Origin of the sequence: Geobacter sp., from assembly GCA_009684525.1 — a bacterium.
GTDB lineage: Bacteria > Desulfobacterota > Desulfuromonadia > Geobacterales > DSM-12255 > Geoanaerobacter.
This window is the reverse complement of sequence record WKKR01000005.1, coordinates 56,448-82,843: the sequence shown is the minus strand read 5'-3', so window position 1 is coordinate 82,843 and position 26,396 is coordinate 56,448. Positions and strand designations below refer to the sequence as shown.

Sequence of the window (26,396 nt, the reverse complement as noted above, 5' to 3'; positions counted from 1 at the left end):
TTGTCAATGGGAAATTGGGGGGGTAAGGGCAGGGAAGCTTTGTCGGGGTGGGGTTAATTGCTAAGTGGCTAAATCTTCATATTTGACATAATTTCAGTTGAATAGCTGGTTTTCTGTTCTATTCTGCGAGTTGTTGAATTCTGATTTACTACTACATTCTTTCAGTTGGTGTGAATTAGATGAAAACTGAAATCATGGCCTCTGTTGGTCGGTTTGTCTAGCACCATCAATTCTGCCTTTGCCTTTTCCGAATTGCCAGTCCCAATAGTCCTAACGCCAGGAGAAGGATAGTGGATGGTTCGGGAATCGGGTCGAAGTTTTCATAGGTGAAATTGTCCAGAGATACTCCATTCAAATCACTATCGTATGGTCCTACTGGAATGCCTCCGAATCCTGTAAATACCAATTCATCTATGCCGAAAAAGTTGAACTCAAACCAGGAAGCTGTATGGGCAATCGTGGTAACAGTAGAGTCATATATGGTTATGCCGTCTCTTTTTCCGATAACTTCGACATGTAAACCATCCTTGTACGATCCGCAAAGATAGGCCCCGATGAAATTGATATTTGCTCCACTGGTAGTAAAGATGCTTGATGTGTCGAAAGAAAATATCAAATTAGGGCCCGAGGTTGGAAGACCGACATGTTCAGTGACATCTGCAGCTCTCCATCCGTTCCAGTTGAAGCCCATGTAAGGGTTGGGTATCTTCCAGTCACAGTTGGGAGATCTCATTTCATCAAAAGTCAAAGTAGTAGCGTATGTTGGGGTCGCAGCGAAAAACATGATCAGGGCCGTTACTGACTTTGCAAGAAGTTGACTTTTCATGACCGTCTCCTTAACTATTGAACAATAAAGTTTAGATGTTGGTTTTGTTGCACTCGATATTGATGTTACAGCTTGTTGCTCTCATTAAATGTAATGACATTATCTCAATGCAAATAAAAGCAGCGCTAAATTGGTAGTTGGTATGGTATTGAGCTGAGTGACTTAGTCATTTATTGCAAATGATAAGCCAATTACTTAATTCTAATTTTATCAACTAAATACAGTAAAATGCTATTGTAATTCACTTTTGAATGTAAACATGTCCGACATAATTGTCGAAAATGTTTACGATTGCAAATAGACATTATGTGTCAAATAATAAATTGTGATAATTATTGGCACAGCTATATTTTATGACAAAGCTATTTGCAACTGCAATTTCGGTAATATGATGTGGTTTTACTATAGTTCTAGCAAATGGATGTTTTATTCTACGTCAGGTACAAAATAGCTTTCATGCTTTACTAATCGTTTTGATGGAGGATGTTGGAGACTGTCATAGAAATTTGTGAAGTCATACCAACGAAAGAAGGCAAATTTCCCACCGGCTGCCGGTGTCGAGGAAATTCTTTATTTACTGTGATACACGCTTTGCTTGAAGATTTCTGGATTGATATGGTAGATGGAGGTAATGATATTTTTACCGTGATGTTGAAATGATTTCTTGTGATTTGATAAATCAGTGGTTATCGAAAATTTTGAGGTGAATCGTAAAGGGAGTGGATTGTGTTCGAGTCACCGGGAATCATGCTTAATGTCAGTCCAGCCGATGACCATTCGCAGGTGGCATCCCGGATACCGCTGGATATGGAGGCTGCATATATCGATGCTCTGGGGGTGCCCAAGAATGAGATGGTGCACAATTCCAAAAGGCCCATTGTCTTTCCTTATGGCGTTGTGGATGCAGATTCCATATTGTCAGCGGAGCAGGGCAGTAGTAACTGGCTGGTTGGAGCCGCTTGCCGTGGATGATGGCAGATAAAAAAGGAAAGCGACGGTTAAGGTAGGCATTTGTCTGACAACCATGCGATGGCACGGGTGAAATTATGTATAACTACCTCTTCCGGGGTGCAACGCTGGTGGACGGCTCGGGCAGCCCTCCTATAGTGGCGGATGTTGCCGTTGCAGAAGGGAAGATCGCAGCGGTCGGGCACGATCTGGCCGGGGCCGCAGAGCAGGTCGTCGATGCCTCTGGCCTGGTGCTCTGCCCCGGCTTCATCGACATCCACGGCCATTCGGACATGACCCTGTTCCGGCACCCGCTGCTGGAAAGCAAGGCCCGGCAGGGGGTCACCACCGAGGTGATCGGCAACTGCGGGCTGGGTCTCTTCCCGGCTGCGGCGGGTGGCGGGGGTGCGCTGGCCGATTACCTCCGGCTGCACGATTTTTCTCTGCCGGACGACGGCATCGAGTGGGAAGACCTTGCCGGGTATGCCGCGCGGCTGGACCGGGACGGCCTGGGGATCAACGTGGCGCCGCTGGTCGGTCATGCGCCGCTCAGGATCGCCACCATGGGGATGGAGGACCGGCCTCCCGCTGCCGCCGAACTGGCGCGGATGGAGGCGCTGCTGGCAACGGCGCTGCAGCAGGGAGCCTGGGGGATGTCGACCGGCCTGATCTACCCGCCGGGAAGCTATGCCGAGACCGGCGAGCTGATTGCCCTGGCACGGGTCCTGGCCCGCCATGGCGCGCTGTATGCCAGCCACATCCGCAATGAGAGCGAGAAGATAGCCGCGGCGCTGGACGAAGCGGTTGCCATCGGCGCTGGGAGCGGCGTCAAGGTCCAGGTCTCCCACCTGAAGGCGATGGGGGGGAGCAACCGCGGCCGGGCCGGGGAGCTGCTGGAGCGGCTGGCCACGGCCCGCGCCGCCGGGGTGGATATCGCTGCGGACCAGTATCCCTACCATGCCTCGGCAACGACGCTGACGGCCGTGGTGCCGCAGTGGGCGCACGCCGACGGTGTCAAGGCCCTCTTGGCGAGGCTGGCAGATCCGGCGCAGGGGGCGGAAATCAGGATGCAGATCGGCCGCGAGATGGCACGGCGGGAGGGGGCGGCGGGGATCGTGGTGACCGGCTGCCACTCGGCGCAAAACCGCGAGCTTTCCGGAGAAAGCGTTGCCCGCATCGCCGGGCGTTGGGGCTGTTCGCCGGAAGAGGCGGTTGTCAGGCTGATCCTGGAGGAAGAGGGGAACGTGGGAGCGATCTTCTTCTCCATGGCGGAAGAGGATGTGGCAGCGATCCTGGCCGATCCCGGCGTGGCGATCGGGTCTGATGGCCATGCCCTGAATGCGGCGCAGGACGGGTCGGAGCCGACCCACCCCCGCTCCTACGGCACGTTTGCCAGGGTGCTGGGCCGCTATGTGCGGGAGGAGCGGCTCCTTTCCCTTGCCGCGGCCATCCGGAAGATGACCGGACTGCCTGCCGGTCGGCTGGGGTTTGTCGACCGGGGGATGGTGCGGCCGGGGCTGGTGGCCGACCTGGTGCTCCTCGATCCTGACCAGATCGCCGATTGCGCCACCTATGCCGAGCCGCACCGCTATGCCGCCGGCATCGTCCACCTGCTGGTGGCCGGCAGACCGGTGATCGAGGACGGAAAGATGACCGGCAACAGGCCGGGAAAGGTCTTGAGGAAACAATGATCGAAATCGCCCCCACCACCGCCTGGGGCCTCTTGGGGCTGGCACCGCTGCTCCTCTACGTCGTGCTGGTCTTCCGGGACGTGGATATCCTGGCAGCCACTGCCATCTGCGTGGTGCTCGGCGCCCTGTTGAGCCACCAGACCCCGGTTTCTTTCGGCGCTGCCCTGGCAAACGGCATGTCCTCCTTTCTGGCGCTGGTGGGGCTGATCATCATGCTGGGGCGCGGCCTGGGGGAGGTGCTGAACGCCACGAAGGTCTCCCATACCATTGTCCACCGGATCATCTACGGCATCGGCGTCGATACCGAGAAGAAGGCGATGCTCGGGATCATGGCGGCCTGCATGGTGATCGTCGGCCTGCTCGGCACCATGGCCGGCGGCAACGCCATCATCGCCCCGATCGTGTTGCCGGTGGCAGCGGCGGTCGGGCTGTCGCGCAGCACGGTCGGCGTCATCTTCCAGGCCGTCGGCGAGGAGGCGCTCATCCTTGGCCCGTTCACGCCGCCGGTCATCACGCTGCTGGGGCTGACCGGGCTTGGCTATGGCGAGATGCTGCTCTATGTCTCCGGCCCGGTGGCGTTGATCACCCTGGCGGTGACCTGGTTGATGATCCAGCGGATCCAGCGGAACACCAGGGAGAGCAATCCGTACCAGCCGCCGGAAGAGACCAGGCGGTTCGAGCCGACCGCCAGAAATCGGCGCGCGACCGCGGTCTTCGTCCTCTGTTTCCTGGCGGCCGTGGTCTATGGCATCGCGGTCAAGGCGCCCACCTCGTTCGTCATCGTGATCATGCTGGGTCTGTCGGTCATCACCGGGCTGGTGGGGGGGCTGAGATTCGACGAGATCCTCAGCCACGTCGCCAGGGGGATGGCGGGGAACGTGGGGCTCTTCCTCCTCTTTCTGCTGCTCGACCCGTTCATCGTTTTCGTCGACAAGGCTGGCGGTTTTGCGGCGCTCACCGCGCTGATCAAGCCGATGATGGAGATCGGCGGCAAGCCGGCCATCGTCGTTGCCGGCGGGTTCCTGGGAGCCTTCGGCATCAGCGGCGCCACGGTGACGACCATGAAGCTTCTGCACGAGATGTTCGGTCAGCTTCTCGGCAGCCATGGCGTCTCCATGCTCGCCTGGGCGCTGGCCCTGGTGGTGGCGACCAGGGTGAACAATTTCGTCTTTCCGGGGGCGAACATGGCCAGTTCGCTTGGATTTGCCGAGTCGGTGGACATGAAATCGATGCTCAGAAACGGCTGGACGGTCGGCGCGTGCCAGCTCACGTTCCTCATCCTGTACAGCCTGCTCGTTGCCTGAGACGCATGTTTTCGGCATAAGAGATACGGCCACATCATCTGCCGAGGCCTTTGGCATTTTTGCCGCGGCTGCCTCTGGAGGCAACCGGGTCGGGCATTGAAGATCTGAAGCCAGGTGGCACGTGGACCGGGGAAGCGCACACCTGTAGAGAGGGAGGGAGATCCATGGATCAGTTCATGAAAGCGGCACTGGAAGAGGCGGCGGCAGGGCTGGCCGAAGGGGGCATCCCGATCGGTTCGGTCATTGTGCATGCGGGCAGGATCATCGGCCGGGGGCACAACCGGCGGGTGCAGAAGGGGAGCGCGATCCTGCACGGGGAGATGGACGCCCTGGAAAACGCCGGCCGCCAGCCAGCAGCGGTCTATCGCCAGTCCGTGCTCTATACCACCCTTTCGCCCTGCGCCATGTGCAGCGGCGCCATCCTTCTCTACGGCATTCCCCGTGTCGTTATCGGGGAAAACAGGACTTTTCTCGGGGAGGAGGAGCTCCTCCGCTCGCGGGGCGTACAGGTAGACGTGCTGCAGGACGACCGGTGCATCCGCCTGATGGAGGAGTTCATCCGGTCGAAGCCGGAACTCTGGAACGAGGATATCGGCGTCTGACAACCGCCCCGCCGCCATCGGGCGGGACTGGAAACGAAGGAGGATGATGTTCATGAAACCTACGGCGAATAACACCTTGCAGATTGCGGTCGAGATGGAACGGCTCGGCCGGACGTTTTACGAGTCCCTGGCCCTTGGCTGCGGACATGCGGAGATAGCGGCTCTTGCCACCTCTCTTGCAAAGGCGGAAGAAGAGCATATCGAGACCTTCGTGCGGATGCGGAATGCGCTCCCACCGGACCAGCGCGGACCGAAGCTGGCTGACAATGAACTTTTTGCCGCTACCGAGGTGCTGCACAAGAAAATCATCCCGAGCGCAAAAGCAGTCCACAAGGCTGTCCAGGCCCCTGACCTCCTCAAGGTGCTGGACATGGCGATAGAGATGGAAACCAGGGCAGTAGACTTCTATTCGACGCTGCTATATGACGTTACCGGTTTGGATGCAGCTGTCATGGCGGAAATCGTTGACGAAGAGAAGGCGCATGTCCGCATGCTCCAAGAGGTCCGCAAACTGCTTCCCGGCTGATCGGCATGGAGAGCCGGGGCAAGAAGCGCACTATGCCGTCGTTGCCCAATAGAAGGACCGTTGCCGAAAGGGGACATGTTATGACCGATACCAGCTATCTACTCAGACCGATCGGGACGGTCCGCTCCGTGTTGACCAGCCGCGAGGATGCCCCGCGCCAGGGGTATGAAGGCGCGCCCGATGCCTGGCTCGACCTGGACCCGGCGGTTGCCGACGGGCTCGACGGCATTGCTGTCGGCGATGAGATCGTCGTGATCACCTGGTTCCACCAGTCGCAGCGCGACACGCTGAAGGTGCATCCCGGCCGGAATATGAACCTGCCGCTGACCGGCGTCTTTGCCACGCGTTCGCCCAACCGGCCGAACCCGCTTGGCCTGCACCGGGTTACGGTGCGGGAGATCGACGGCACGCGGCTGAAGGTCGGTCCGTTAGAAGCGCTCGACGGCACGCCGGTGGTCGACATAAAATCGGTGCTGCGCCGGTCGACGGACACCTAGGCGGTTGTTGAACAACCTGTTGGAGACGATGTTGGACGGGAGATCAATGAATCAGGGGAGCACCTCGCAGAAACGCCTCTACCTCATCGCTGCCCTGACCCTGCTGCTCGGTCTGGGGAGCAGCGCTGCGATCTGGTTTACTGCCGGGGATCTGGCGGACACGACCCTGGTAGACGAATTCCGGCAGTCCAAGGTGTTCCGGCATGAACTGGAGGCCTATGGCGGTAAGCTGAGTGTGGTTTCAAGCGAATTGATGCAGTGGTTCAACGGCCTGTGGCATGGCAGAACGCTTGCCTGGACCGTGGCCTGCATTTCCCTGGTGGTGTCCGGCGGGCTTTTTTTCGTGGCGCGGTATCTCCTGCCGGACGAGGAGGACCACAGCGACGATGACCGCGGGGACTGACCTGCCCCTTGGCTCGACTGTCCGTGATGGCGGGATGGATTCCTCTGTCTGTCGGGGATTCTTCTGCCGGTTGGATCAATTATTTTATGGAGCTGCCGAAGAGAAATAGTGTAATACTTTCCCCTGACTTCGAGCGAAGGAAGCACCATGGGTGTCCTGTTCCAGGTTGATCTCAGCTTCATGCCGCTTCATGACATCCTCCAGTGGATCGACATGAACCGGCTCTCCTGCGTGGCAACCATTACGCTGGAGGGGGAGGGGGGGATGACCTTTTACCTGGAGACCGGCAAGATCATCTTTGCTGCCTCCCAGAAGAAGGGGAACCGCCTGGGGGAATTCCTGGTGAAGGAGGGCGCTCTGGGCGAGATGCAGGTCATCCAGGCCCTGACCGCCAGCCGCTCTGCTGGCATCTCTTTTACCCGCTACCTGGTGGAGAACGGCCTGATCTCCGGCCGCGCCCTCTCCGAGGTCTTTACCCAGCTGGTGGAAAAACTCCTCATCGAGGTCTTTTCCTGCAAGCACGGTTCGGTGTCGGTCACGTCGCCGCTGCCCGATTCGGTGCTGAACGGCCCGATCCACCTGGAAACCGGCCGCATCCTGTTCGACGCGGTCCGCGTCTTCGACGAGATGAACCGGGACTCCCTTGAGCGGGACGCTGCCATCGAGGCGATCAACCAGCGGCTCTACAAGGAAGAGTTCCAGCTGCCGGTTCTTCCCGGCATGCTGATGCAGCTGATCTCTCTCATGGAGGACGAGAAGACCACCTTCCAAGACATGGCCAAGCTGATCATGACCGACCAGGTGCTGATCTCGCGCATCCTGAAGATTGCCAACTCCCCGTTCTACGGCGGCAGCGGCCAGGTCGATTCCATCCACTTCGCCATTGTCCGGCTCGGCATGCGGGAGATCATGAACATCGTCACCGGCATCCAGATCAACTCCCTGCAGAGCAGCGACATCCCCCAGGAGCGGCTGCAGGTCATCCTGGACGATGCCCTGAAGACCGCCTTCGTGGCCAGCGGGCTTGCCCGCCGCTGCCGCCTCGATCCCGAGGAGGCCTTTCTCGGCGGGCTGCTGCTCGACCTGGGCAAGACCGTCATCCTGAGCGTTGCCAAGGATTTCCATATCGAACCGTCGTTCCTGGAAGACCTGCTCGCCACCCGCCATGCCGAGATCGGCGCACTGATCGCCAAGAAGTGGAACTACCCCGAATCGATCCAGAACCTGATCCGCTACCACCACAACCGCAATTTCGGCGGCATGGTGAACCGGATGATCGCCCTGATCCAGGTGGCCGACCAGGTGGTCCAGGCGGGGTCGGAAAAGGGGGTCGACCACGAACTGCTCGGCTCCATCGATCTCTCCCTCGACACGGTCATGGAGATCTATCCCAAGGCCATGGATTCCTTCTACCAGATCAAGTCGCTCTGAACGGATTATCGCCCAAAGCAGGACTCTCCGGCGTGCAGTCGGGAGATGCGGCCATTTATTGCTTCAAGGAGGTCAACGCCATGCAATCCTATGTCCACGGCTATCACGAGCGGGAGTCCGAGCGCCTGGAGGACCAGGCCCGGACCCTGGAGGAGCTGCTGCACCACGATACCCGCTATCCGGCCGGCTGCCATGTCCTGGAGGCGGGGTGCGGCGTCGGGGCGCAGACCGTGATCCTGGGGAGGAACAGCCCTGAGGCGCGCTTCACCTCGGTGGATATCTCCGTCGATTCCCTGGGGGAGGCGCGCCTGGCAGCGGCCAGGGCCGGGCTCGACAATGTGGATTTCCGCCAGGCAGACCTCTATGCCCTCCCTTTTGGCGACGGCACGTTCGACCATGTCTTTCTCTGTTTCGTCCTGGAGCACCTGCACCGGCCGGCCGAGGCGCTGGCGGAGCTCAGGCGGGTGGTGAAGCCGGGAGGGACCGTTACCGTCATCGAGGGGGATCACGGGACGGTCTGCTTTCACCCGGAAAGCGCGGCGGCGCGCCGGACCATCGAGTGTCTCGTCGAGCTGCAGGAGCTGGCCGGGGGGGATGCGCTGATCGGTCGCCGGCTCTATCCGCTTTTGGAAAATGCCGGTTTGCGGCAGGTCCGGGTGTCGCCCCGCATGGTCTATGCGGATGCCAGCAGACCGGTCCTGGTGGAGGGGTTCACCCGGAAGACCTTCATCGCCATGGTGGAGGGGGTGCGGGAGCGGGCCATTGCCGCGGCCATGATGCGGGATGAGGCGTGGGAACGGGGGATTGCCGACCTGCAGCGGGCCGCGGATGATGACGGCACCTTCTGCTATACCTTTTTTAAAGGGGTCGGCAGCAGGTAGACGGAGCCGTTTCAGCTTGCCCAGGGTTTTGCTCAAGAAATTTTAGTCTCGCTAAAAATTTATATCTTCGCTATACTCTCCGGTCATGAGTTCACTGGCGTTTTTCCTTATCGTCGTTTCTGCGGTGATGCATGCCCTTTGGAACCTGCTGGTCAAGCAGAGCCGCCACAAGACGGTCTTTATCTGGTGGATGTTCGTCAGCTCCGGCAGCATGTTCACCCTGACCCTCCCCTTGATGCCCGGCCCGTTTCCCGTTCCCGACCTGCGTGTCCTGGTGCTCGGCCTGGCCGGTGCGGTCTGTTTCGTCCTCTACCATCTCCTGAACGGGCGTGCCTACCGGGGCGGCGACCTTTCGATGGTCTATCCCCTTTCCCAGACCGCCATGGTCTATGTGCCGCTCTGGGGGATCTTTCTCCTGGGGGAACGGCTGACGCCGGTGGGTGGCGCCGGCATCCTGCTGGTGGTTGCCGGGGCTTATTCGGTGCAGTTGCAGCGGCTCTCGCTGGGGGAGCTGCTGCGGCCGTTCAAAAGTTTTGGCAGCCCCTCGGTGCGGGCCGCCCTGGGGGCCGGGTTCGTCTACTCCCTGGGTGCCATCGTCGACAAGACCGGTGTCGGCTTCTATTCCCCCCTCTATTTCACCCATATCTTGGTGATTGCCATGCTGGCGATGATGACCGTCAACATCATGCGCAGCTGCTACCGCTCCCAGATCATGGCCGAGTTCCGGGAGAACCGGTTGCTGATCCTGGCCAGCGGCCCGGTGATGATGGGGTCGTTTCTCTCCTTCCGCTATGGGCTGAAACTCGCCCCGATGAGCTATGCCGTGCCGGTGCGGCAGGTGAGCATCATGGTCGGGGTGCTGATCGGCGTCATCTTCCTCAATGAGCCGTGCGGCCGGTTCCGGCTGACGGCAGCCCTCTTGATCCTTGCAGGTGCGGCCCTGATCCGTCTCGGCTGAGCCAATTCCCCCCTCTCCATAACCTTCGATCTTTCGCCGGATCTGCCGCAGAGATTGTGGCGGGCACAATCCGTGATATTGTTGTCTTGATACGACGGTATGCTTCTAAAGAGAAGCCGTGGGGGCGATCATGATCTTTAAGAGTGATGAACGAAGGTTTGACAATATCATCAAGAATATCCCGTTCTTCAAGGGTCTGGGAGACGAGGAGCTGGAGCAGGTCGAGCGGCTGATCGTCAAGAAGCGCTTTAACAAGGATCAGATTGTCCTGTACGAGGAGGATACGGCGAACTACATGTACCTGGTCTATGCCGGCAAGGTGCGGATCGTGAAGATGAACGAGGAGGGGCGGGAGCAGATCATCGGCATCCACAAGAAAGGGGACTTCTTCGGCGAGATGGCGCTTCTGGACGGCAAGACCTCGCCGGCGTCGGTTATCGCCCACGAGGACGTGGTGATCGGCTTTCTCTCCAAGGAGGATTTCGACCAGCACCTGATGAGCAACGAAGAGATCCGCCGCAGGATCATCGATCTCCTCTGTTTCCGCCTGCGCGATTCCTGGGCCATGATCAAGATCTTGAGCTTCGACAATGCCGAGCACCGGGTCATGGCGGTGCTCGACCGTCTGCAGGCGCTTTACGGCGTGGTGGACGACCGCGGCATCATCATCAACATCAAGCTGACCCACCAGCAGATGGCCAGTTACGCGGCGGTTGCCAGGGAGACGGTGACCAGGGTCTTGAGCCGGTTGGAGCGGGACGGGCTGATCGAGGTGCAGGACAACAAGGCGATCCTCCTCAACAAGTCCTTCTATGCGCAGTTCAAGGGGGTTGCCTGAGCGGCGTCACCGCTCCGCCAGGGCGAGCCTGATCCCCAGCGAGGCGAAGACCCCGGCGGTCAGCCAGTCGAAGTGCTTGGCGACCCGCGGCCGGGCAAGGATGTAGCTGCCGATGCTGCCGGCAAAATAGCCGATCAGGCAGAAGATGACGATGGCCTGCACCATGAAGATGAGCCCCAGGAGCAGCATCTGCAGGGGGACGTGGCCAGCGGCCGGGGTGACGAACTGGGGGAGGAAGGCGAGGAAGAAGAGCGCCACCTTGGGGTTGAGCACGTTCATGATGAACCCACGCCTGAACAGGGCGGCAGCGGGCCTGTCGTCGGCAGTGGCGAGCCTGACCGCCGAGCGATCCTGCAGGGTCCTGAAGGCCAGGTAGAGGAGATAGGCGGCGCCGGCGTACTTTACCAGGTTGAAGGCGAGCGCCGACGAGTAGAACAGGGCCGAGATGCCGAAGGCAGCGGCTGTGGTGTGGACACTGATGCCGCTGCACATCCCCAGGGCCGTGATGATGGCCGGCCTGCGGCCGCGGGCGATCCCCTGGGTCATGACGAAGATGTTATCGGGGCCCGGCGCCAGGGTCAGGGCGATGGATGCGCCCAGGAAATAGAGCAGGGTGGCTGTGGTCATGTGCGATCCTTTTCGGTGGGGAATCTTCGGCCATGGTGCATCGGTAGTCGTTGCCAGTCGCGGTTTTGGGTAGGGTCGGGTACGTTAATGATCCGGCTGGCAATGAAACGATAGCAAAAAATCGATGGAAATGGAAACTGGTAATCCCCCGAGTTTCCCCTTTGCGTGAACTCCCCTCCCCATAGATCCCAATTCAGCCCCTTTCCTCAAGCAGAGCCCCCTTCCCGGAAATCAGCATATCGGATAGTACATCCGGTCGGTGTGACAAAATGATACATTCATGGACAAAATGATACAATTGCGGCCTGTGATCCTATTATTCTGTAATTATTGCAGAAAATGATCGATTGTAGCCACATTGCCCGTAAATCAAGGATAGATATGGGTCAAAAGTATACAATGGCGACTGGCCCGGAGCGGTCCGCTTGTGTCTGCTTGTTGTGTAACCAATTGGAATAAAAAGGTTTGTCTGCTTTTGAATAATCCCCTTTGGCCTCCTTCCTTTTGTATACGCTTGGCATCGTTGTTGTATACAATTAGCGAATAATAATTAAAAGAGGGTGGTGGTCCGTTGTCCGACAGGCCGGATGCCGGCCGCCTCCCGGGCAGCAGAGCGGCCGATGGCATGCCATTGCGAGCGACAGGAGGCGTCATGGATTCTCATGAGTTTGACGCAGTCAAACAGAAGCTTGGAGGGGTATCGCGCAGGGATTTCCTGAAGTACTGCTCGGTAGTGGCTGTGGGGCTGGGGCTTCCCCTCAGTGCCGGCACCCGGATTGCCGAGGCCATTGTCAATCCCAGGCGGCCGCCGGTGATCTGGCTCTCCTTCCAGGAGTGCACCGGGTGTGTGGAATCGCTCTTGCGGGCCAATCATCCCACCATCGAGAGCCTGATCCTCGACATGATCTCTCTGGATTATTCCGAAACGCTCAGCGCGGCGTCCGGTCACCAGGTCGAGGCAGCCAAGGAGCAATCGATACGGGAGAACAAGGGGAAGTTCATCCTCGTGGTGGACGGCGCCATCCCCACCAGGGACAACGGCATCTACTGCAAGATCGCCGGCAAGACCGCGCTGAGCATCCTCCAGGAGACAGCGCCCCATGCCGCGGCCATTATCGCCATGGGCTCATGCGCTTCCTGGGGCGGGGTCGCCGCTGCTGCGCCGAATCCCACGGAAGCCAAAGGAATACCGGAGCTCCTGGCAGGGAAAGCGGTGGTGACCATCCCCGGCTGTCCTCCCAGCCCCTATAACCTCCTCTCGACCATTCTCCACTTCCTGACCTACCAGAAGCTCCCCCAGCTCGATACCGCGGGGAGGCCATTGTTCGCCTACAGCAGGCTCATTCACGAAAACTGCGAACGAAGGCCGCACTTCGATGCCGGCCGCTTTGCGACCCAGTTCGGCGACGATCTGCATCGCAAGGGCGCCTGTCTCTACAAACTCGGCTGCAAGGGTCCGGAGACCCACGCCAACTGCCCGTCGATCCTGTTCGGCGATGCCGGCGCCGGCGCCTGGCCGGTCGGGACCGGGCACCCCTGCTTCGGCTGTGCCGAGAAAGGGGTCGGCTTTTCCGCGCCGCTGCATACCCTGGCCACCATCAAGGATTTCACCCCACCCACCTTCTTCAGCGAGGCATTCCCGGACAAACACTCATTGCCTGCGGGCATCAAGTCGTTTGCCGCCGGCACCGCCGGCATCGCGGTCGGAGCATCGGGCGCGGCACTACTGACCAATCTGGGCAGGAAGAAGGACGGTGGCACTGACCCTTCCGCGGCAAAAGGGGCTGACCGGCAGAAGGAGGAGTGACATGACGATCAGCAGACGGGATTTTCTGAAAGGGGTCGCAGGGAGCGGAGTGGTCATGGCTGCGGCTGTACCGGATGTTGATGCCAGGATGACCAAGGAGCTGCCCCCGAAAGCCGTGGGCATCCTCTACGATGCAACCCTCTGCATCGGCTGCAAGTCGTGCATGGTCAACTGCAAGATCCACAACAGCGTCCCCGGCGGTGCGCTTCACAGGGACGGCATGGTGAGTGGCGTCTGCGATGCCCTGCTCTGCAGGTCTCCCGAGGGGGAAGAGAAAGCCACTGACCCACCTTATGAGACCGGTGGGATCAAGGGGAATGAAGGGATCTGGGATGCCTCCCAGGACCTTACCGGCAAGACCCTCAGCATCATCAAGGTCTACCGCAACGGAACCGGCGAGCAGAAGGACTCTCCCGTGAACGGTCATGCCTTCTTCAAGCAGCAGTGCCTGCACTGTATCACCCCTGCCTGCGCCTCTGTCTGCCCGGCCGGCGCCTTCAAGAAGGACCCCGTCAATGGAGCCGTGTACTACGAGGCCTACCGGTGCATCGGCTGCCGCTACTGCCAGATTGCCTGCCCCTTCAATGTTCCCCGTTACGAATGGGACTCTGCCTGGCCAGAGGTGCGGAAGTGCCAGCTCTGCCGGCACCGTTTCGCAGAGGGGAAATATTCGGCGTGCGCCGAGTTCTGCCCGACCGGCGCCACGATCTTCGGGCGGGTGGAGGATTTGCGCCAGGAGGCCAAGAAGCGGTTTTCCATGAAGCCGGGCACCGAGTATGAATACCCGATCAAGACCCTCGACTCCAAGGAGACCTCGCTCAGGAAGGTTTCCCGCTATGCTGACCGGGTCTATGGATTGAGCGAGGCGGGAGGGACGCAGAACATCATGCTTTCAGGGGTTTCCTTCGAGCTCCTCGGTTTCGACACGGATATCCCCCATTCGGCCCTGCCCGATCTGACATGGGCCTATGTTGCCAAAATCCCGTGGGTCTTTGCCGGGGTCTTCCTGGGAGGGACTACGATCCATGCGATTACGAGCCGCATGGCAAAGCATGGCAAGGACAAGGAGGAGAAGCATGATTGACTGTACCAGGTACCTCGGCCCGAAACTGGGGAGTGTCGTGAACAGGCTCCTGGACGACAGGCACAGCGACCATCTCGGCATCAAGATGGATACGCCGTTCACCAGGATTCTCCTTGCCCTGATCATCGCCGCGGCTGCTGTCGCGGCTTACCGGCTGCTGCTGGGGATGGGGGCCTCGACCAATCTGAACGACTACTGGCCCTGGGGGCTCTGGATCTCCTTCGATGTCCTGGGCGGGGTCGCAATGGCCGCAGGTGGCTTCATCGTCGCTGCCATGGTCTATATCCTCAATTGGAAAAAGTACAAGTGTATCGTCCGTGCGTCGATCCTGAACGCCTTCTTCGGCTACCTGCTGGCAGCCATGTCCATCTGCCTGGATATCGGCCGTTCCTTTGTCATCTGGCACCCGATGGTGATGTGGCAGGTCAACTCCATCATGTTCATCGTGGCTATCCACGTGGTGCTCTACACCTCCACCCTGGCCACCGAGTCGAGCCCCATGGTCTTTGAAAAGCTCGGCTGGACCGGGGTTCTGAGATGGGTGAACAGGTGCATGGTCGGGATCGTCCTGTTCGGGGTGCTCTTGTCGCTCCTGCATCAGTCCTCTCTCGGCGCGGTCTACCTGATAGCGCCGAGCAAGCTGTCGCCCCTCTGGTACAGCAAGTTCATCCCCTACATGTTCCTGGTATCGGCAATCATGATGGGGCTTTCCATGGTCAGCTTCGAGACGATCCTTACCGGCAAGGTCTTCAACCATGTGCCGTCCCTGGATGTGCTGCAGGGGCTGGCCAGGGGGGTCCTGGTCATCGGCTCACTCTATGCGGCGATGAAGATCGGCCACCTGCTGACCGGTCCCGGTGTCGGCGCCCTGGTCTCGGAAGGCTTCCTCGGGATCATGTGGCTGCTGGAGATGGCCATCGGCGTTCTGCTTCCTCTGCTGCTGCTGGCAGGGAAAAAGAACCGGTCGAACCCTGAGGTGCTATTCGCGGCGAACATCCTCGTCATCGTCGGGGTGCTGATGAATCGCCTGAACGTGGGGGTTTTCGCGGTTTCCGAATATGCAAACAGGGCAGGGAGCGACTATTTTCCCTCCCTGATGGAGTTGGTGCTCACCACCGGTATGATCGCCTTCGCCATTCTCGGCTTCAAGGTTTGTGCGAAATACCTGAATCTCTTCCCTGAAACAGACCACTGACCGGAGCCGGAAGCGAGGCGACAGACCCCATCAGCAGGGGATTCCAACGGAGGGATGTATGGCAAAGCGAATTACCATTGATCCGGTCACGAGAATAGAGGGTCATCTGCGGGTGGATTGCGAGCTGGACAATGGCCATGTCAGCAAGGCATGGGCTTCGGGGCAGATGTGGCGCGGCATCGAGCTCATCCTGAAGGGGCGGGACCCCCGCGATGCATGGCTCTTTACCCAGAGGATCTGCGGGGTCTGCACCACGGTGCACGCCATCGCTTCGGTCCGTTCCGTGGAGAGCGCCCTGAAGATGGAGATCCCCCTGAATGCCCAGTACATCAGGAATATCATGATCGCTGCCCACGCGATCCAGGATCATATCGTCCACTTCTACCACCTGTCGGCCCTGGACTGGGTCGATGTCACCTCCGCGCTCAAGGCGGAGCCGCGGAAGGTCGCCTCCCTTGCCCAGGAAATGTCCAGCTGGAGCCTCAACAGCTCCCAGGAGTTCGCCAGGGTCCAGGAGAAACTCAAGGGATTTGTCGGGAGCGGCCAGTTGGGGATTTTCGCCAACGGCTACTGGGGGCATCCTGCCATGAGGCTTTCCCCGGAAGTCAACCTGCTCGCCTGTACCCATTACCTGCAGGCCCTTGAGATACAACGCAAGGCGAACATCATCATCTCCATCCTGGGGGCCAAGACGCCGCACATCCAGAATCTGGCAGTGGGGGGGGTGGCAAACCCGATCAATACCGACAGCCCGTCGACCCTGTCGCTGGAGCGGCTCTACTACGTCAAGACCCTGATAGACGAGCTGGGCGATTTCGTGAACAATGTCTACTTTACCGATGTCTGCGCCATTGGCGCCAGTTACCGGGACTGGACCGCGTACGGCGCCGGTGTGACCAACTACTTATGCGTCCCCGAATTCCCGCTCGACACCAAGGGGACGGTCTTCGAGCTGCCAGGTGGGTATATCCCCGCCGGGGACGTGGGCCGGTTCTCCCCCATCAGGAACTTCGAGGACGAGAGCTTCGTCAAGGGGGTCAGGGAAAGCGTCAAGCACTCCTGGTACAAGGGGGACTGGAACCGTCATCCCTGGGAGGAGGAGACCGAGCCGGGCTACACCGATTTCCTCGAAGACGAGAAATACTCCTGGGTAAAGGCCCCCACCTTCAGGGACGCCCCTGCCCAGGTGGGGCCGTTGGCCAATGTGCTCTGCCTCTATGCCGCGGGGCATGAAGCGACACGGAAATATACCGACAAGGCGCTTGCCACCATCGGCAGGCTGTCCGGCGCTTCGGTCTCCATCGAGGCGCTCCATTCGACCATCGGTCGCCATGCTGCCAGGGGGGTGCGAGCGGCAGTGCTGTACGAGACCCTGGAACGGCAGTGGCAGCTCCTCATGGACAACATCGGCAAGGGTGATACCCGAACCTTCAATCAGCCGGAGTTTCCGAAGGGGGAGGTACGCGGGGTCGGTTTCCACGAGGCTCCCCGTGGCGTGCTTTCCCACTGGATCGTCATTGCCGACAAAAAGATCAAAAACTACCAGGCCGTTGTTCCCTCGACCTGGAATTCGAGCCCCAGGAATGCAAAAGATGCTCCGGGCCCCTACGAGGCATCCTTGGTCGGTACCCCTGTGGCGGTGCCGGAAAAGCCGCTGGAGGTGCTCAGAACAGTCCATTCCTTCGACCCCTGCCTTGCCTGCGCCATCCACATGGTGGACAAGGAAAACACAGAGATCGTTTCGGTCAGGGCCTTATAGGGCACCGACATGAATGTTCTGGTCATGGGGGTCGGCAACCTGCTGCTGCAGGATGAAGGGGCAGGCGGCAAGGCTGTCGAGGAATTCGCGCGCAAGTACCGGGTCCCGCCGGGGGTTGAGATCCTGGATGGCGGCACCAGCGGCATCGAGCTGTTACAGTACATCCAGGGGCGGGACCTCCTGATCCTGGTGGATGTTATCAGAAGCGGAAACCCCTGCGGAACCCTTACCCGGTTCGAGGGGCAGCATGTTCCGGCCCTGTTCCGGGATAAGATATCGCCCCACCAACTGGGGATTTCCGATCTGCTCGCAGTCTGCCAGATGACCGATGCCATGCCGGAAAAGGTCGTGCTGTTCGGCATCGAGCCGAAATCGCTGGATACCGGTCTGACGCTATCGGACGAGGTAGCCGCCAACATCGGCAGGCTGGCTGACCTGGTGGCTGAAGAGCTGCGTCTGTTCGGCGTAAAGGTTGAGCCGTATTCCTGAGACCGGCTTGGGGCAATCCTGCACAAAAACAGCTCGGGATCGTTGCGATGAGATGGCCTGTCTGCATATGCGGCAGGCCTTTTGTCTGCCGGGCATCTCCCGGACGGCTGCAGCGGTTGTGGCTGTCTTGTGCGAGCATAGGGGCATGAAGAGCCGGGTGGCGAAACTGATAAAAGAGGTTGCTTATTCTCCTGATTTGTGATTAGTAATCACACATGATTTTTCCCTGAACGTCCGTTCATCCGGGCGTTGCAGGGGGGTACGCCCGGATGCGTTCGGCAGGCATGCACTTTTTTTCCGGGCAGGACTGCATCAATGGTTGACAGGATGCCACCTTAGGCATTATTTATTAAGCCTGTGTATACACTTTGGGATCGGACGACCGGTGTGCACGGTCAGCCCTTCCAGGGCCAAGTACCTGTTTCGTAAATGGGATGAATGGTACGCACCGGGCTCAGCCATGGAGCGTTACATTATTTTCTGAGAGGAGGAAGGGTTTGATGAGAGGAACAAAAAGACAGATCATTGCGGCGATCATGGTGGCCCTCTGCGTTATTGCCGGATCGGCATTCGCTGCCCAGGGGACCGGCAAGCTGAAGGTGCAGATTCCGGTAGCGCCCGAGATGTATGCCTCTACGCCGCAGCCACTGACCGCCAGCCAGTGCGGCCAGTGCCACCCGAGCCTGTACGCGAATCTCAAGGACAATGGTGGCAAGCACCGTTTCGACTGCCAGAAATGCCACACCGCATTTCACGTCTACAACCCCAAGAAGGGGAACTACGACGCGATCATGCCCAAGTGCGCCAACTGCCACACCGACCCGCACGGCCCGAAGGTGACGGATTGCGCCGGCTGCCACAGTAACCCCCACGCACCGAAGAAGATCGCCATCACCACCAAGCTGACCGGTGCCTGTGTCCAGTGCCACCCCGGTCCGCAGGAGCAGCTCACCAAGTTCCAGAGCAAGCATACCAAGGTTGCCTGCACCAAGTGCCACACCTCTCACGGCTATATCCCCTCCTGCTTCAACTGCCACAAGCCGCATCACGAGGGGCAGAAGCTCGATACCTGCACCAAGTGTCACCCGGTGCACCGGCCGCTGCAGATCACCTATGAGAAGGATACCCCTGCCGTTACCTGCGGTTCGTGCCACAAGAAGGCCTTCGGCGATTGGAAGAAGACCCCCAGCAAGCACGGCAAGGTCAACTGCGCCGTCTGCCACCATGGCAAGCACAAGTACGTGCCCAAGTGCACCGAGTGCCACCCGGCACCGCACGCCAAGGGTATTCTGGACCGTTACCCGAACTGCCTGACCTGCCATATCAACGTCCACGACCTGCCGGTAGGAGCGAAGAAGTAGCAAGCCGTCTGTAGACTGACGCAGGGCTGTAGCAATCAAGGACCCCCGAAATTCGGGGGTCCTTTTTTTGTGCGCCTGCGATCATGCCGGGACGGAAGATGGCGGCGGGATCGGCTGTAACGCCCTTTTCGGTTGAGCAAAAATATGCTTTGTGGTAGCGTGCACTGTTACATTCATTACCTCTTTACAGGAGAACCGTCGATGTTTGGTGCACTCATAAAGAAGTTCGTCGGGAGCAAGAACGAGCGTGAACTGAAGCGGATGTGGCCCGTGGTGGAAAAGATCAATGCCATGGAACCGGCCATCTCCAAGCTTTCCGACGAGCAGTTGCGCAATAAGACCGTTGAGTTCAAGGAGCGGTACGCCCGTGGCGAGCATGTCGACGCGCTTCTCCCCGAAGCCTTTGCGGTCTGCCGCGAGGCAGGGAAGAGGGTGCTGGGGATGCGGCACTTCGATGTCCAGCTCATCGGCGGGATGGTGCTGCACCAGGGGAAGATCGCCGAGATGAAGACCGGTGAAGGCAAGACCCTGGTTGCGACCCTGCCAGCCTACCTGAACGGGCTGACCGGTCGCGGCGTCCACGTGGTAACGGTCAACGACTACCTGGCCAAGCGCGATGCCGAGTGGATGGGGCAGATCTACACCTTTCTCGGGCTCTCCGTCGGGATCATTGTCCATGGCCTGGACGACGACCAGCGTCGCGCATCCTATGCCGCGGACATCACCTACGGCACCAACAACGAGTTCGGTTTCGACTACCTGCGGGACAACATGAAGTTCGCCCTGGAGGAGTACGTCCAGCGGCCGTTCCATTTTGCCATCGTCGACGAGGTTGACTCCATCCTGATCGACGAGGCACGGACCCCGCTGATCATCTCCGGTCCCACCGAGGAGTCCACGGACAAATACTACATCATCGACCGGATCATCCCCAAGCTGGTGAAGGGTGAGGTGAAGGAGGTCGAGGCCAATACCCTCTCCGGCAAGCGGAAGGCCTATACCGGCGACTTTACCGTCGACGAGAAGGCCAAGTCCGCCACTCTTACCGAGGAAGGGGTCCTCAAGGTCGAAAAGCTTTTGAAGATCGACAACCTCTACGACCCGCGCAACATCGAGATCCTCCACCACGTCAACCAGGCGTTGCGTGCCCATGCCATGTTCAAGCGGGACGTGGATTACGTGGTGAAGGATGGCGAGGTGATGATCGTCGACGAGTTCACCGGGCGGCTCATGCCGGGCCGGCGCTGGTCCGACGGCCTCCACCAGGCCATCGAGGCCAAGGAAGGGGTGAAGATCGAGAACGAGAACCAGACCCTGGCCACCATCACCTTCCAGAACTACTTCCGCATGTACGAGAAGCTTTCCGGCATGACCGGTACCGCCGATACCGAGGCCGAGGAGTTCCACAAGATCTACAAGCTGGACGTGACGGTCATCCCCACGAACCGGCCGCTGCTCCGTCCCGACTTTCCGGATGTGGTCTACAAGACCGAAAAGGAGAAGTTCGAGGCGGTCATCGAAGAAATCAAGGAGCTCCATGCCAAGGGGCAGCCGGTGCTGGTGGGCACTATCTCCATCGAGAAGTCCGAGGTGCTTGCCGAACTGCTGAAGAGGCAGGGGATCCCCCACAACGTCCTCAATGCCAAGCAGCACGAGCGGGAGGCCGAGATCGTCGCCCAGGCGGGCCGCAAGGGGATGGTGACCATCGCCACCAACATGGCGGGCCGCGGTACCGACATCGTGCTCGGTGGCAACCCGGAAGGGCTGGCCAAGAACTGGCTCAGGGCAAACCCGGACGCTACCGACGAACAGTACCAGGCGATGCTTGCCCAGTTCCGCGAAGGGTGGGCCAAGGAGCACGAAGAAGTAGTCAGTCTGGGGGGTCTGCACATCCTCGGGACCGAGCGGCACGAGTCGCGCCGGATCGACAATCAGCTCCGCGGCCGTTCCGGCCGGCAGGGGGACCCCGGTTCGTCCCGGTTCTACCTGTCGCTGGAGGACGATCTGCTCAGGATCTTCGGCTCAGAGCGGGTTTCCAAGATCATGGACCTGTTGAAGATCGAAGAGGGGGAGGCGATCACCCACGGCATGATCAGCCGGGCCATCGAGAATGCCCAGAAGAAGGTGGAGGCGCACAACTTCGAGATCCGCAAGCATCTCATCGATTATGACGATGTCATGAACAAGCAGCGCGAGGTGATCTACACCCAGCGCAAGGAGATCCTGGCCGGCGAGGACATCCGCAACATCTTCCTGGACATGCTGGAAGAGTCCATCGGCGACGTGGTGAACGAATTTGCCATCGACAAGGTGCCGGCTCACGAGTGGGACTGGCCGGGGTTGACCGAGACCGTTTACAAGACCTTCAACCTGCAGCTCGACCTGCCGGAAGAGACCATTGCCCGTCTGACCCCGGACAACTTCCGGACCCTGCTCAAGGAAGAGGTGCTGAACCGCTTCAACGAGAAGCTGGGCAACTTCGGCGACGAGTTGATGGACCACCTGATCAAGTGGGTCATGCTCCAGACCATCGACCAGCTCTGGAAGGACCACCTCCTTTCCATCGACCATCTGAAGGAAGGGATCGGGCTGCGCGGCTACGGCCAGAAAGACCCGAAAAACGAATACAAGAGAGAGGCTTTCAATCTCTTCATGGAGATGATCATCCGTATCCGGGCCGAGGCGGTGGAGAAGATCTTCTGGATTCAGCTCGCCCGCGAGGATGACCTGGAAGAGGAAGTGGAGCGACTGGAAGAGGAGCACCAGAAGCGGCAGAAGATGGTCTACAACCTGGCGAGCACCGAGCCGGTCCAGCAGCAGCCGGTCAAGAGCCAGAAGACCGCCGGTCGCAACGATCCCTGTCCCTGCGGCAGCGGCAAGAAATTCAAGCGCTGCTGCGGGCAGTAAGAGGTTGCGGTTGTGTTAATGGAGGCATCCATGGAGCCTAAAGGATTCACATTCTCTGTCGTGGAAGCGGCCGTCAAGAAACCGGGACGGAAGGATCTCGCGCTGATCTTTTCCCAGGTTCCCGCGGCCTGTGCGGCAGTATTTACCAATAACAAGGTCAAGGCGGCTCCGGTGCTGCTCGGGATGGAACGGGTGGCTGGCGGCACCTGCCGGGCTGTGGTGGTAAACAGCGGTAATGCCAACGCCTGCACCGGTCAGCCCGGCATGGAGAGCGCCCTGGAGACGGCCCGGCTGGTCGCTGCAGGGCTCGGCATCGACGAAGCGGCTGTCATCCCTTCGTCCACGGGAGTTATCGGGGTGCAGATGCCCATGGAACGGGTGAGGAATGCCGTTCCCGCACTGCTGGAAGGGCTTGGCCACAGCTCGCTGGAAGACGTGGCCAAGGCCATCATGACCACCGACACCTTTGCCAAGCTTGCCGTGCGCAAGGGAATGGCCGGTGGCGTTCCCTATACCATCGCCGGTGTTGCCAAGGGGGCCGGGATGATCCGGCCCGACATGGCAACCATGCTCTCCTTCCTGGTTACCGACGCTGCCGTGGAGCAGTCTTGGCTGCAGGAGGCATTTCGCGCAGCGGTCGATGTCTCGTTCAACTGCATCACCGTGGACGGGGACACCTCCACCAATGACACTGCTCTGATCATGGCAAACGGCCTGGCAGGCAATCCCCCCTTGTCCGGAGCGGATGCTGATGCTGCAATGTTCCGTCGCCTGCTTGGCGAGGTCACACTGGAACTGGCCAAGGCGATCGTCAAGGATGGCGAAGGGGCAACGAAACTGGTAACTATTGACGTGCGTGGCGCTGCGAATCACAAGGATGCACGCCTGGCAGGCATGGCGGTTGCCAACTCACCGCTGGTCAAAACGGCGTTTTTCGGACAGGATGCCAACTGGGGCAGGATTCTGGCGGCTGTCGGGTATTCCGGCGCGGAAGTGGACCAGTCGCGGGTTGCACTCTCGTTCGATGACGTCCAGATGGTCAGCGGCGGCCTCTTTGTCGGCGGCGATGCCGAGGCGCGCGGCTCGGCAGTGTTGCATAAGCCCGAATTCCGCGTTACTATTGATCTCGGTCTGGGAGCAGGGTGCGCTATGGTCTACACCAGCGATTTTTCCTATGACTATGTGAAGATCAACGCAGATTATAGAACCTAGGTGTCGCTCGTCACAAAAACGAATTCGGCAATATGGTACGGGGGGGGCATGAAGCGTTTCTCCGTAGTAACTGTTTTGAGCATATTTCTTATTATCGCCTTTAGCGTGGCAATGGGGTATGCGGAAAACGGAAATGTGAGGATTACCGAGATGGCGGTCACCACCAAGATCGTCCGCGGCAATCCCATCGATTCGGTACACCGGATCTCATCGGCTTCGGTGAAGCAGCTGTTCTGTTTTACGCGCACGACTGCCGAGGAAGATGGCGAGACCACCATCAAGCATGTCTGGTACCGCGACAACCAGAAGGTCGCCGAATATGAGCTGCCGGTCAAGGGAAAACGCTGGCGGACATACAGCCGCAAGGCAATAGAAAAAGGGTGGTCCGGCGAGTGGCGTGTGGAGGCCCTCGATGCCGAAGGCAAGCTGCTGAAGGCGGTAACATTCAGGATGAATTGACAAGGGGGCGGCAGCCCCCTTTTTTGCACCGCAACCATGAAAAAATATCTTACTCACATATGCTGTCTGGTGCTGCTTATCCTGCTCGTGCCTGGGGCCTGCAACGGCAATGCCCTGAATATCCAGGCATTCAGATCCGAACAGGTCGACCGCCTCATGGAGGAGGGGATTTCCAGGGGGTTGATAGCCGGTGGCGTCGTGCTGGTAGGGACTCGCAGGGGCGTACTGTTTGAAAAGGCCTATGGGCGGCTTTCGACGGAGCAGAGCGCCGGCCCGATGGCCGTGGAGAGTCTCTTCGATATTGCGTCGCTGACCAAGGTGGTAGCCACTACGCCGTCAATACTCAAGCTGGCTGAAGAAGGACGTCTCTCGCTGGTCGATCAGGTGGGGAAATGGCTCCCCGAGTTTTCCGGCCGGAAGGATCTCCTGATCTGGAACCTGCTGACCCATACCTCGGGCCTGGATGATTTTTCCTTGAGCTCCGCAGCGCCGATGCAGAGCGCCATAGCAGGCGCTGCCGGCCAGAAGCCGAAAGGGGTGGTGGGGAGCCGGTTCCGCTATGCCGACATCAATTTTATCCTCCTGGGGGAGATTGTCCGGCGGGTAAGCGGGCTTCCTCTCGACCAGTATGCCGCACAGCATTTCTATGCCCCCCTGGGGATGCGGGATACCCTGTTCAATCCCGATCAGGAGCGGGCACTTCGCTGTTCTTCCACCTTGACCGGGGAGCGGACCATGATGACGGGGCAGGTGCAGGATTATCTGTCCCGCCAGCTGGGAGGGGTGGCCGGCCATGCCGGACTGTTCAGCAGTGCGGGCGATCTCGCACGGTTTTGCATGATGATCTTGAACCAGGGCGACCTGGAGGGGAAACAGGTGCTTTCCCCCCGGGCAGTGGAGCAGATGACCGCCCCCTATTTCGCTCGTGGCGGCGATGTGGTTCGGGGTCTTGGCTGGGACATAGCATCTCCCTACTCGGCGCCGCGGGGCACCGGATTTTCCGAGACCTCCTTCGGGCATACCGGTTATTCAGGCTCGTCGCTCTGGCTCGATCCCAATGCCGACGTGTTCGTGGTGCTGCTTACTGCCCGGATCGATTACCGGCATCCCCGTGAACTGAGCCGTTTGCGGAGTGATCTGTCGACCATTGTCGCGGCACAGCTCGCCCCCCAGCGAGCGCTTGCAGAGCTGCTCCAGTCGGTGACTGCCGGGCGTTGAAAAACGCTAATAAACTTGACACTTGGCCGCTTGCATGGTAACGTTTCACGCGATTATCCAGCCATAAAAGCGCTTTCCGGGCCGCCGCCCCGTCGGCGTTCCCGCCCGTGGAGGAAGAAATGGGCATCAGACTGCTCCTCGCCGATGACAGCATCACCATCCAGAAGGTGGTCGGAATCATCTTCGCCAATGAGGATTACGATCTCACGGTGGTGGATAACGGCGTGGCTGCCCTGGAAAAAGCCCGGGAGATTGTGCCCGATGTCATGCTCGTCGATGCCCTGATGCCGGGCAGGAACGGCTATGAGGTCTGCCAGGAGATACGCGCCGAAAGCCGGCTGCAGCATGTGCCCCTGTTGCTGATGACCGGGGCCTTCGAACCATTTGACGAAACCAGGGCGCAGCAGTGCGGCGCTGACGATTTCATCTCCAAGCCTTTTGAATCCCAGCAGTTGGTGGAGAAGGTTACAAAGCTGGTTGAACTCGGCCGGCAACGGGCAAAGGCCCAGGTGCCCCCACCCGCCGAACCGGCAGCCCCGATCGCCGAACCGGCACCGATTTTTGTCCCGCCGGTCGCCGAGCCCTGGGAATTTGCGGCTCCTGAGCCGCCTCTTTCGTTCGAACCCATCCCGGAGATGTTCGACGACACACTCCTTGCGTCTGAAGCGGAGATCATGCCGGCGTTTCAGGCAGCTCCTGCCCCGCCCGAGGATTTTGCCGTCGAAGTGGTGGAAGCTGCACCTGAAGACGATCCGTGGGGGGTTTTCGACCTGACCGATCTCGATGAGGAGCCGGCTGCACTGCCTGTCGCAGAAGTGGAAAGCGCCCCGGCGCTTCCGGAGGAACCAGCGGGCTTCGCCTTTGCCGACGAGGAGCCGGAGCCTGAGCAACCTGCCGAGGAGCCCTCGTTTGCCAGCCAGGGTTTCGATGCCAAATGGGAGCCGGTTGAAGAGGAGATGTATCAGTTCCAGGACGAGGAGCCGACGCCGGCGGGTGAAACCTTTACCGTTGGAATGGGCGAACCGCTCGCCAATCTGGCAGAAGAGCCGGCCCGATTTGCCGAGCCTGACGTCTTCGCGGAGCCGGTTCCGGAAGAGCCGGTACCGGTAACAGCTTCCTGCATTGAGCCCGCGACGGTCGACGAACCTGCAGCAGCGGCTGCACCTTTTGGCGAAGCCCAACTCAGGATGATCCTCTCCCAGCTTTCCCGTGAAGTCATCGAGAAGGTTGTCTGGGAGGTGGTGCCCGATCTGGCCGAGACCCTGATCAAGGAAGAGATCCGCAAACTGAAGGAGCGGGTGGCGCAATAGGGAGCTGAACCGGCGCTGTACAACGCGTAACACAGGGGATGTAAATCCCCTTTTTTATTCGAT

Annotated in this window: 23 protein-coding genes; 21 read left to right on the top strand and 2 right to left on the bottom strand. The window is 59.6% G+C overall.

Annotated elements, in window-relative coordinates:
• Positions 1-226: 226 nt before the first annotated feature.
• Positions 227-826 (bottom strand): PEP-CTERM sorting domain-containing protein, encoded by a 600-nt coding sequence (locus GJT30_15235; protein MSM40968.1) that lies wholly within the window; start codon positions 824-826, stop codon positions 227-229.
• Positions 827-1,872: 1,046 nt separating this feature from the next.
• Here GJT30_15235 and GJT30_15230 point away from each other — a divergent pair.
• The 10 genes from GJT30_15230 to GJT30_15185 all read left to right on the top strand — a co-directional run bounded on the left by GJT30_15230 (position 1,873) and on the right by GJT30_15185 (position 10,905).
• A complete protein-coding gene (locus GJT30_15230) occupies positions 1,873-3,465 on the top strand; it encodes an amidohydrolase family protein (protein MSM40967.1) in 1,593 nt (530 codons plus the stop codon).
• Positions 3,462-4,769 carry a permease gene (locus GJT30_15225; GenBank protein MSM40966.1) on the top strand — a complete coding sequence of 436 codons (1,308 nt, stop codon included), beginning with the start codon at positions 3,462-3,464 and terminating at the stop codon, positions 4,767-4,769. Before GJT30_15230 ends, GJT30_15225 begins: the two co-directional genes overlap by 4 nt.
• A 164-nt stretch (positions 4,770-4,933) precedes the next feature.
• Positions 4,934-5,371, top strand: a complete 438-nt coding sequence (locus GJT30_15220) for a nucleoside deaminase (GenBank protein MSM40965.1) — start codon at positions 4,934-4,936, stop codon at positions 5,369-5,371.
• A 52-nt stretch (positions 5,372-5,423) separates the two neighbouring features.
• Positions 5,424-5,897 carry a rubrerythrin family protein gene (locus tag GJT30_15215; protein MSM40964.1) on the top strand — a complete coding sequence of 158 codons (474 nt, stop codon included), beginning with the start codon at positions 5,424-5,426 and terminating at the stop codon, positions 5,895-5,897.
• Between the two features lie 80 nt (positions 5,898-5,977).
• Positions 5,978-6,394: a tRNA (N6-threonylcarbamoyladenosine(37)-N6)-methyltransferase TrmO gene (gene tsaA, locus GJT30_15210; protein MSM40963.1), complete on the top strand. Its 417-nt coding sequence runs from the start codon at positions 5,978-5,980 to the stop codon at positions 6,392-6,394.
• 46 nt (positions 6,395-6,440) lie between these two features.
• A complete protein-coding gene (locus GJT30_15205; protein MSM40962.1) occupies positions 6,441-6,797 on the top strand; it encodes a hypothetical protein in 357 nt (118 codons plus the stop codon).
• 147 nt (positions 6,798-6,944) lie between these two features.
• On the top strand, positions 6,945-8,228 hold the full coding sequence (locus GJT30_15200; GenBank protein MSM40961.1) for an HDOD domain-containing protein: 1,284 nt from the start codon (positions 6,945-6,947) through the stop codon (positions 8,226-8,228).
• 80 nt (positions 8,229-8,308) lie between these two features.
• Positions 8,309-9,109: a methyltransferase domain-containing protein gene (locus GJT30_15195; protein MSM40960.1), complete on the top strand. Its 801-nt coding sequence runs from the start codon at positions 8,309-8,311 to the stop codon at positions 9,107-9,109.
• A gap of 85 nt (positions 9,110-9,194) precedes the next feature.
• On the top strand, positions 9,195-10,067 hold the full coding sequence (locus tag GJT30_15190) for an EamA family transporter (GenBank protein MSM40959.1): 873 nt from the start codon (positions 9,195-9,197) through the stop codon (positions 10,065-10,067).
• 130 nt (positions 10,068-10,197) lie between these two features.
• Positions 10,198-10,905: a cyclic nucleotide-binding domain-containing protein gene (locus tag GJT30_15185; GenBank protein ID MSM40958.1), complete on the top strand. Its 708-nt coding sequence runs from the start codon at positions 10,198-10,200 to the stop codon at positions 10,903-10,905.
• A gap of 6 nt (positions 10,906-10,911) precedes the next feature.
• On the opposite strand, the gene GJT30_15180 is transcribed toward GJT30_15185, so the two are convergent.
• Complete coding sequence (locus tag GJT30_15180; protein MSM40957.1) at positions 10,912-11,532, bottom strand: LysE family translocator; 621 nt, start codon at positions 11,530-11,532, stop codon at positions 10,912-10,914.
• A 652-nt stretch (positions 11,533-12,184) separates the two neighbouring features.
• Between GJT30_15180 and GJT30_15175 the strand changes: the two genes are divergently transcribed.
• The 11 genes from GJT30_15175 to GJT30_15125 all read left to right on the top strand — a co-directional run bounded on the left by GJT30_15175 (position 12,185) and on the right by GJT30_15125 (position 26,333).
• Positions 12,185-13,339, top strand: a complete 1,155-nt coding sequence (locus GJT30_15175) for a hydrogenase small subunit (protein ID MSM40956.1) — start codon at positions 12,185-12,187, stop codon at positions 13,337-13,339.
• Position 13,340: 1 nt separating this feature from the next.
• Entirely contained in the window at positions 13,341-14,423 is a 1,083-nt protein-coding gene (gene hybA, locus GJT30_15170) for a hydrogenase 2 operon protein HybA (protein MSM40955.1), read from the top strand.
• Positions 14,308-15,618, top strand: coding sequence for a Ni/Fe-hydrogenase cytochrome b subunit (hybB, locus tag GJT30_15165; protein MSM40954.1), 1,311 nt, complete (start codon positions 14,308-14,310; stop codon positions 15,616-15,618). Before hybA ends, hybB begins: the two co-directional genes overlap by 116 nt.
• A 58-nt stretch (positions 15,619-15,676) precedes the next feature.
• On the top strand, positions 15,677-17,377 hold the full coding sequence (locus GJT30_15160) for a hydrogenase 2 large subunit (GenBank protein ID MSM40953.1): 1,701 nt from the start codon (positions 15,677-15,679) through the stop codon (positions 17,375-17,377).
• 9 nt (positions 17,378-17,386) lie between these two features.
• A complete protein-coding gene (locus GJT30_15155; protein MSM40952.1) occupies positions 17,387-17,866 on the top strand; it encodes a hydrogenase maturation protease in 480 nt (159 codons plus the stop codon).
• A 500-nt stretch (positions 17,867-18,366) separates the two neighbouring features.
• Positions 18,367-19,227: a cytochrome C gene (locus GJT30_15150; GenBank protein MSM40951.1), complete on the top strand. Its 861-nt coding sequence runs from the start codon at positions 18,367-18,369 to the stop codon at positions 19,225-19,227.
• A gap of 201 nt (positions 19,228-19,428) precedes the next feature.
• On the top strand, positions 19,429-22,134 hold the full coding sequence (gene secA / locus GJT30_15145) for a preprotein translocase subunit SecA (protein ID MSM40950.1): 2,706 nt from the start codon (positions 19,429-19,431) through the stop codon (positions 22,132-22,134).
• A 30-nt stretch (positions 22,135-22,164) separates the two neighbouring features.
• Positions 22,165-23,346, top strand: coding sequence for a bifunctional glutamate N-acetyltransferase/amino-acid acetyltransferase ArgJ (gene argJ, locus GJT30_15140; GenBank protein MSM40949.1), 1,182 nt, complete (start codon positions 22,165-22,167; stop codon positions 23,344-23,346).
• 48 nt (positions 23,347-23,394) lie between these two features.
• Positions 23,395-23,805, top strand: a complete 411-nt coding sequence (locus GJT30_15135; GenBank protein ID MSM40948.1) for a DUF2914 domain-containing protein — start codon at positions 23,395-23,397, stop codon at positions 23,803-23,805.
• A gap of 36 nt (positions 23,806-23,841) precedes the next feature.
• Complete coding sequence (locus tag GJT30_15130) at positions 23,842-25,023, top strand: serine hydrolase (protein ID MSM40947.1); 1,182 nt, start codon at positions 23,842-23,844, stop codon at positions 25,021-25,023.
• 119 nt (positions 25,024-25,142) lie between these two features.
• Positions 25,143-26,333, top strand: coding sequence for a response regulator (locus tag GJT30_15125; GenBank protein MSM40946.1), 1,191 nt, complete (start codon positions 25,143-25,145; stop codon positions 26,331-26,333).
• Positions 26,334-26,396 lie beyond the last annotated feature (63 nt).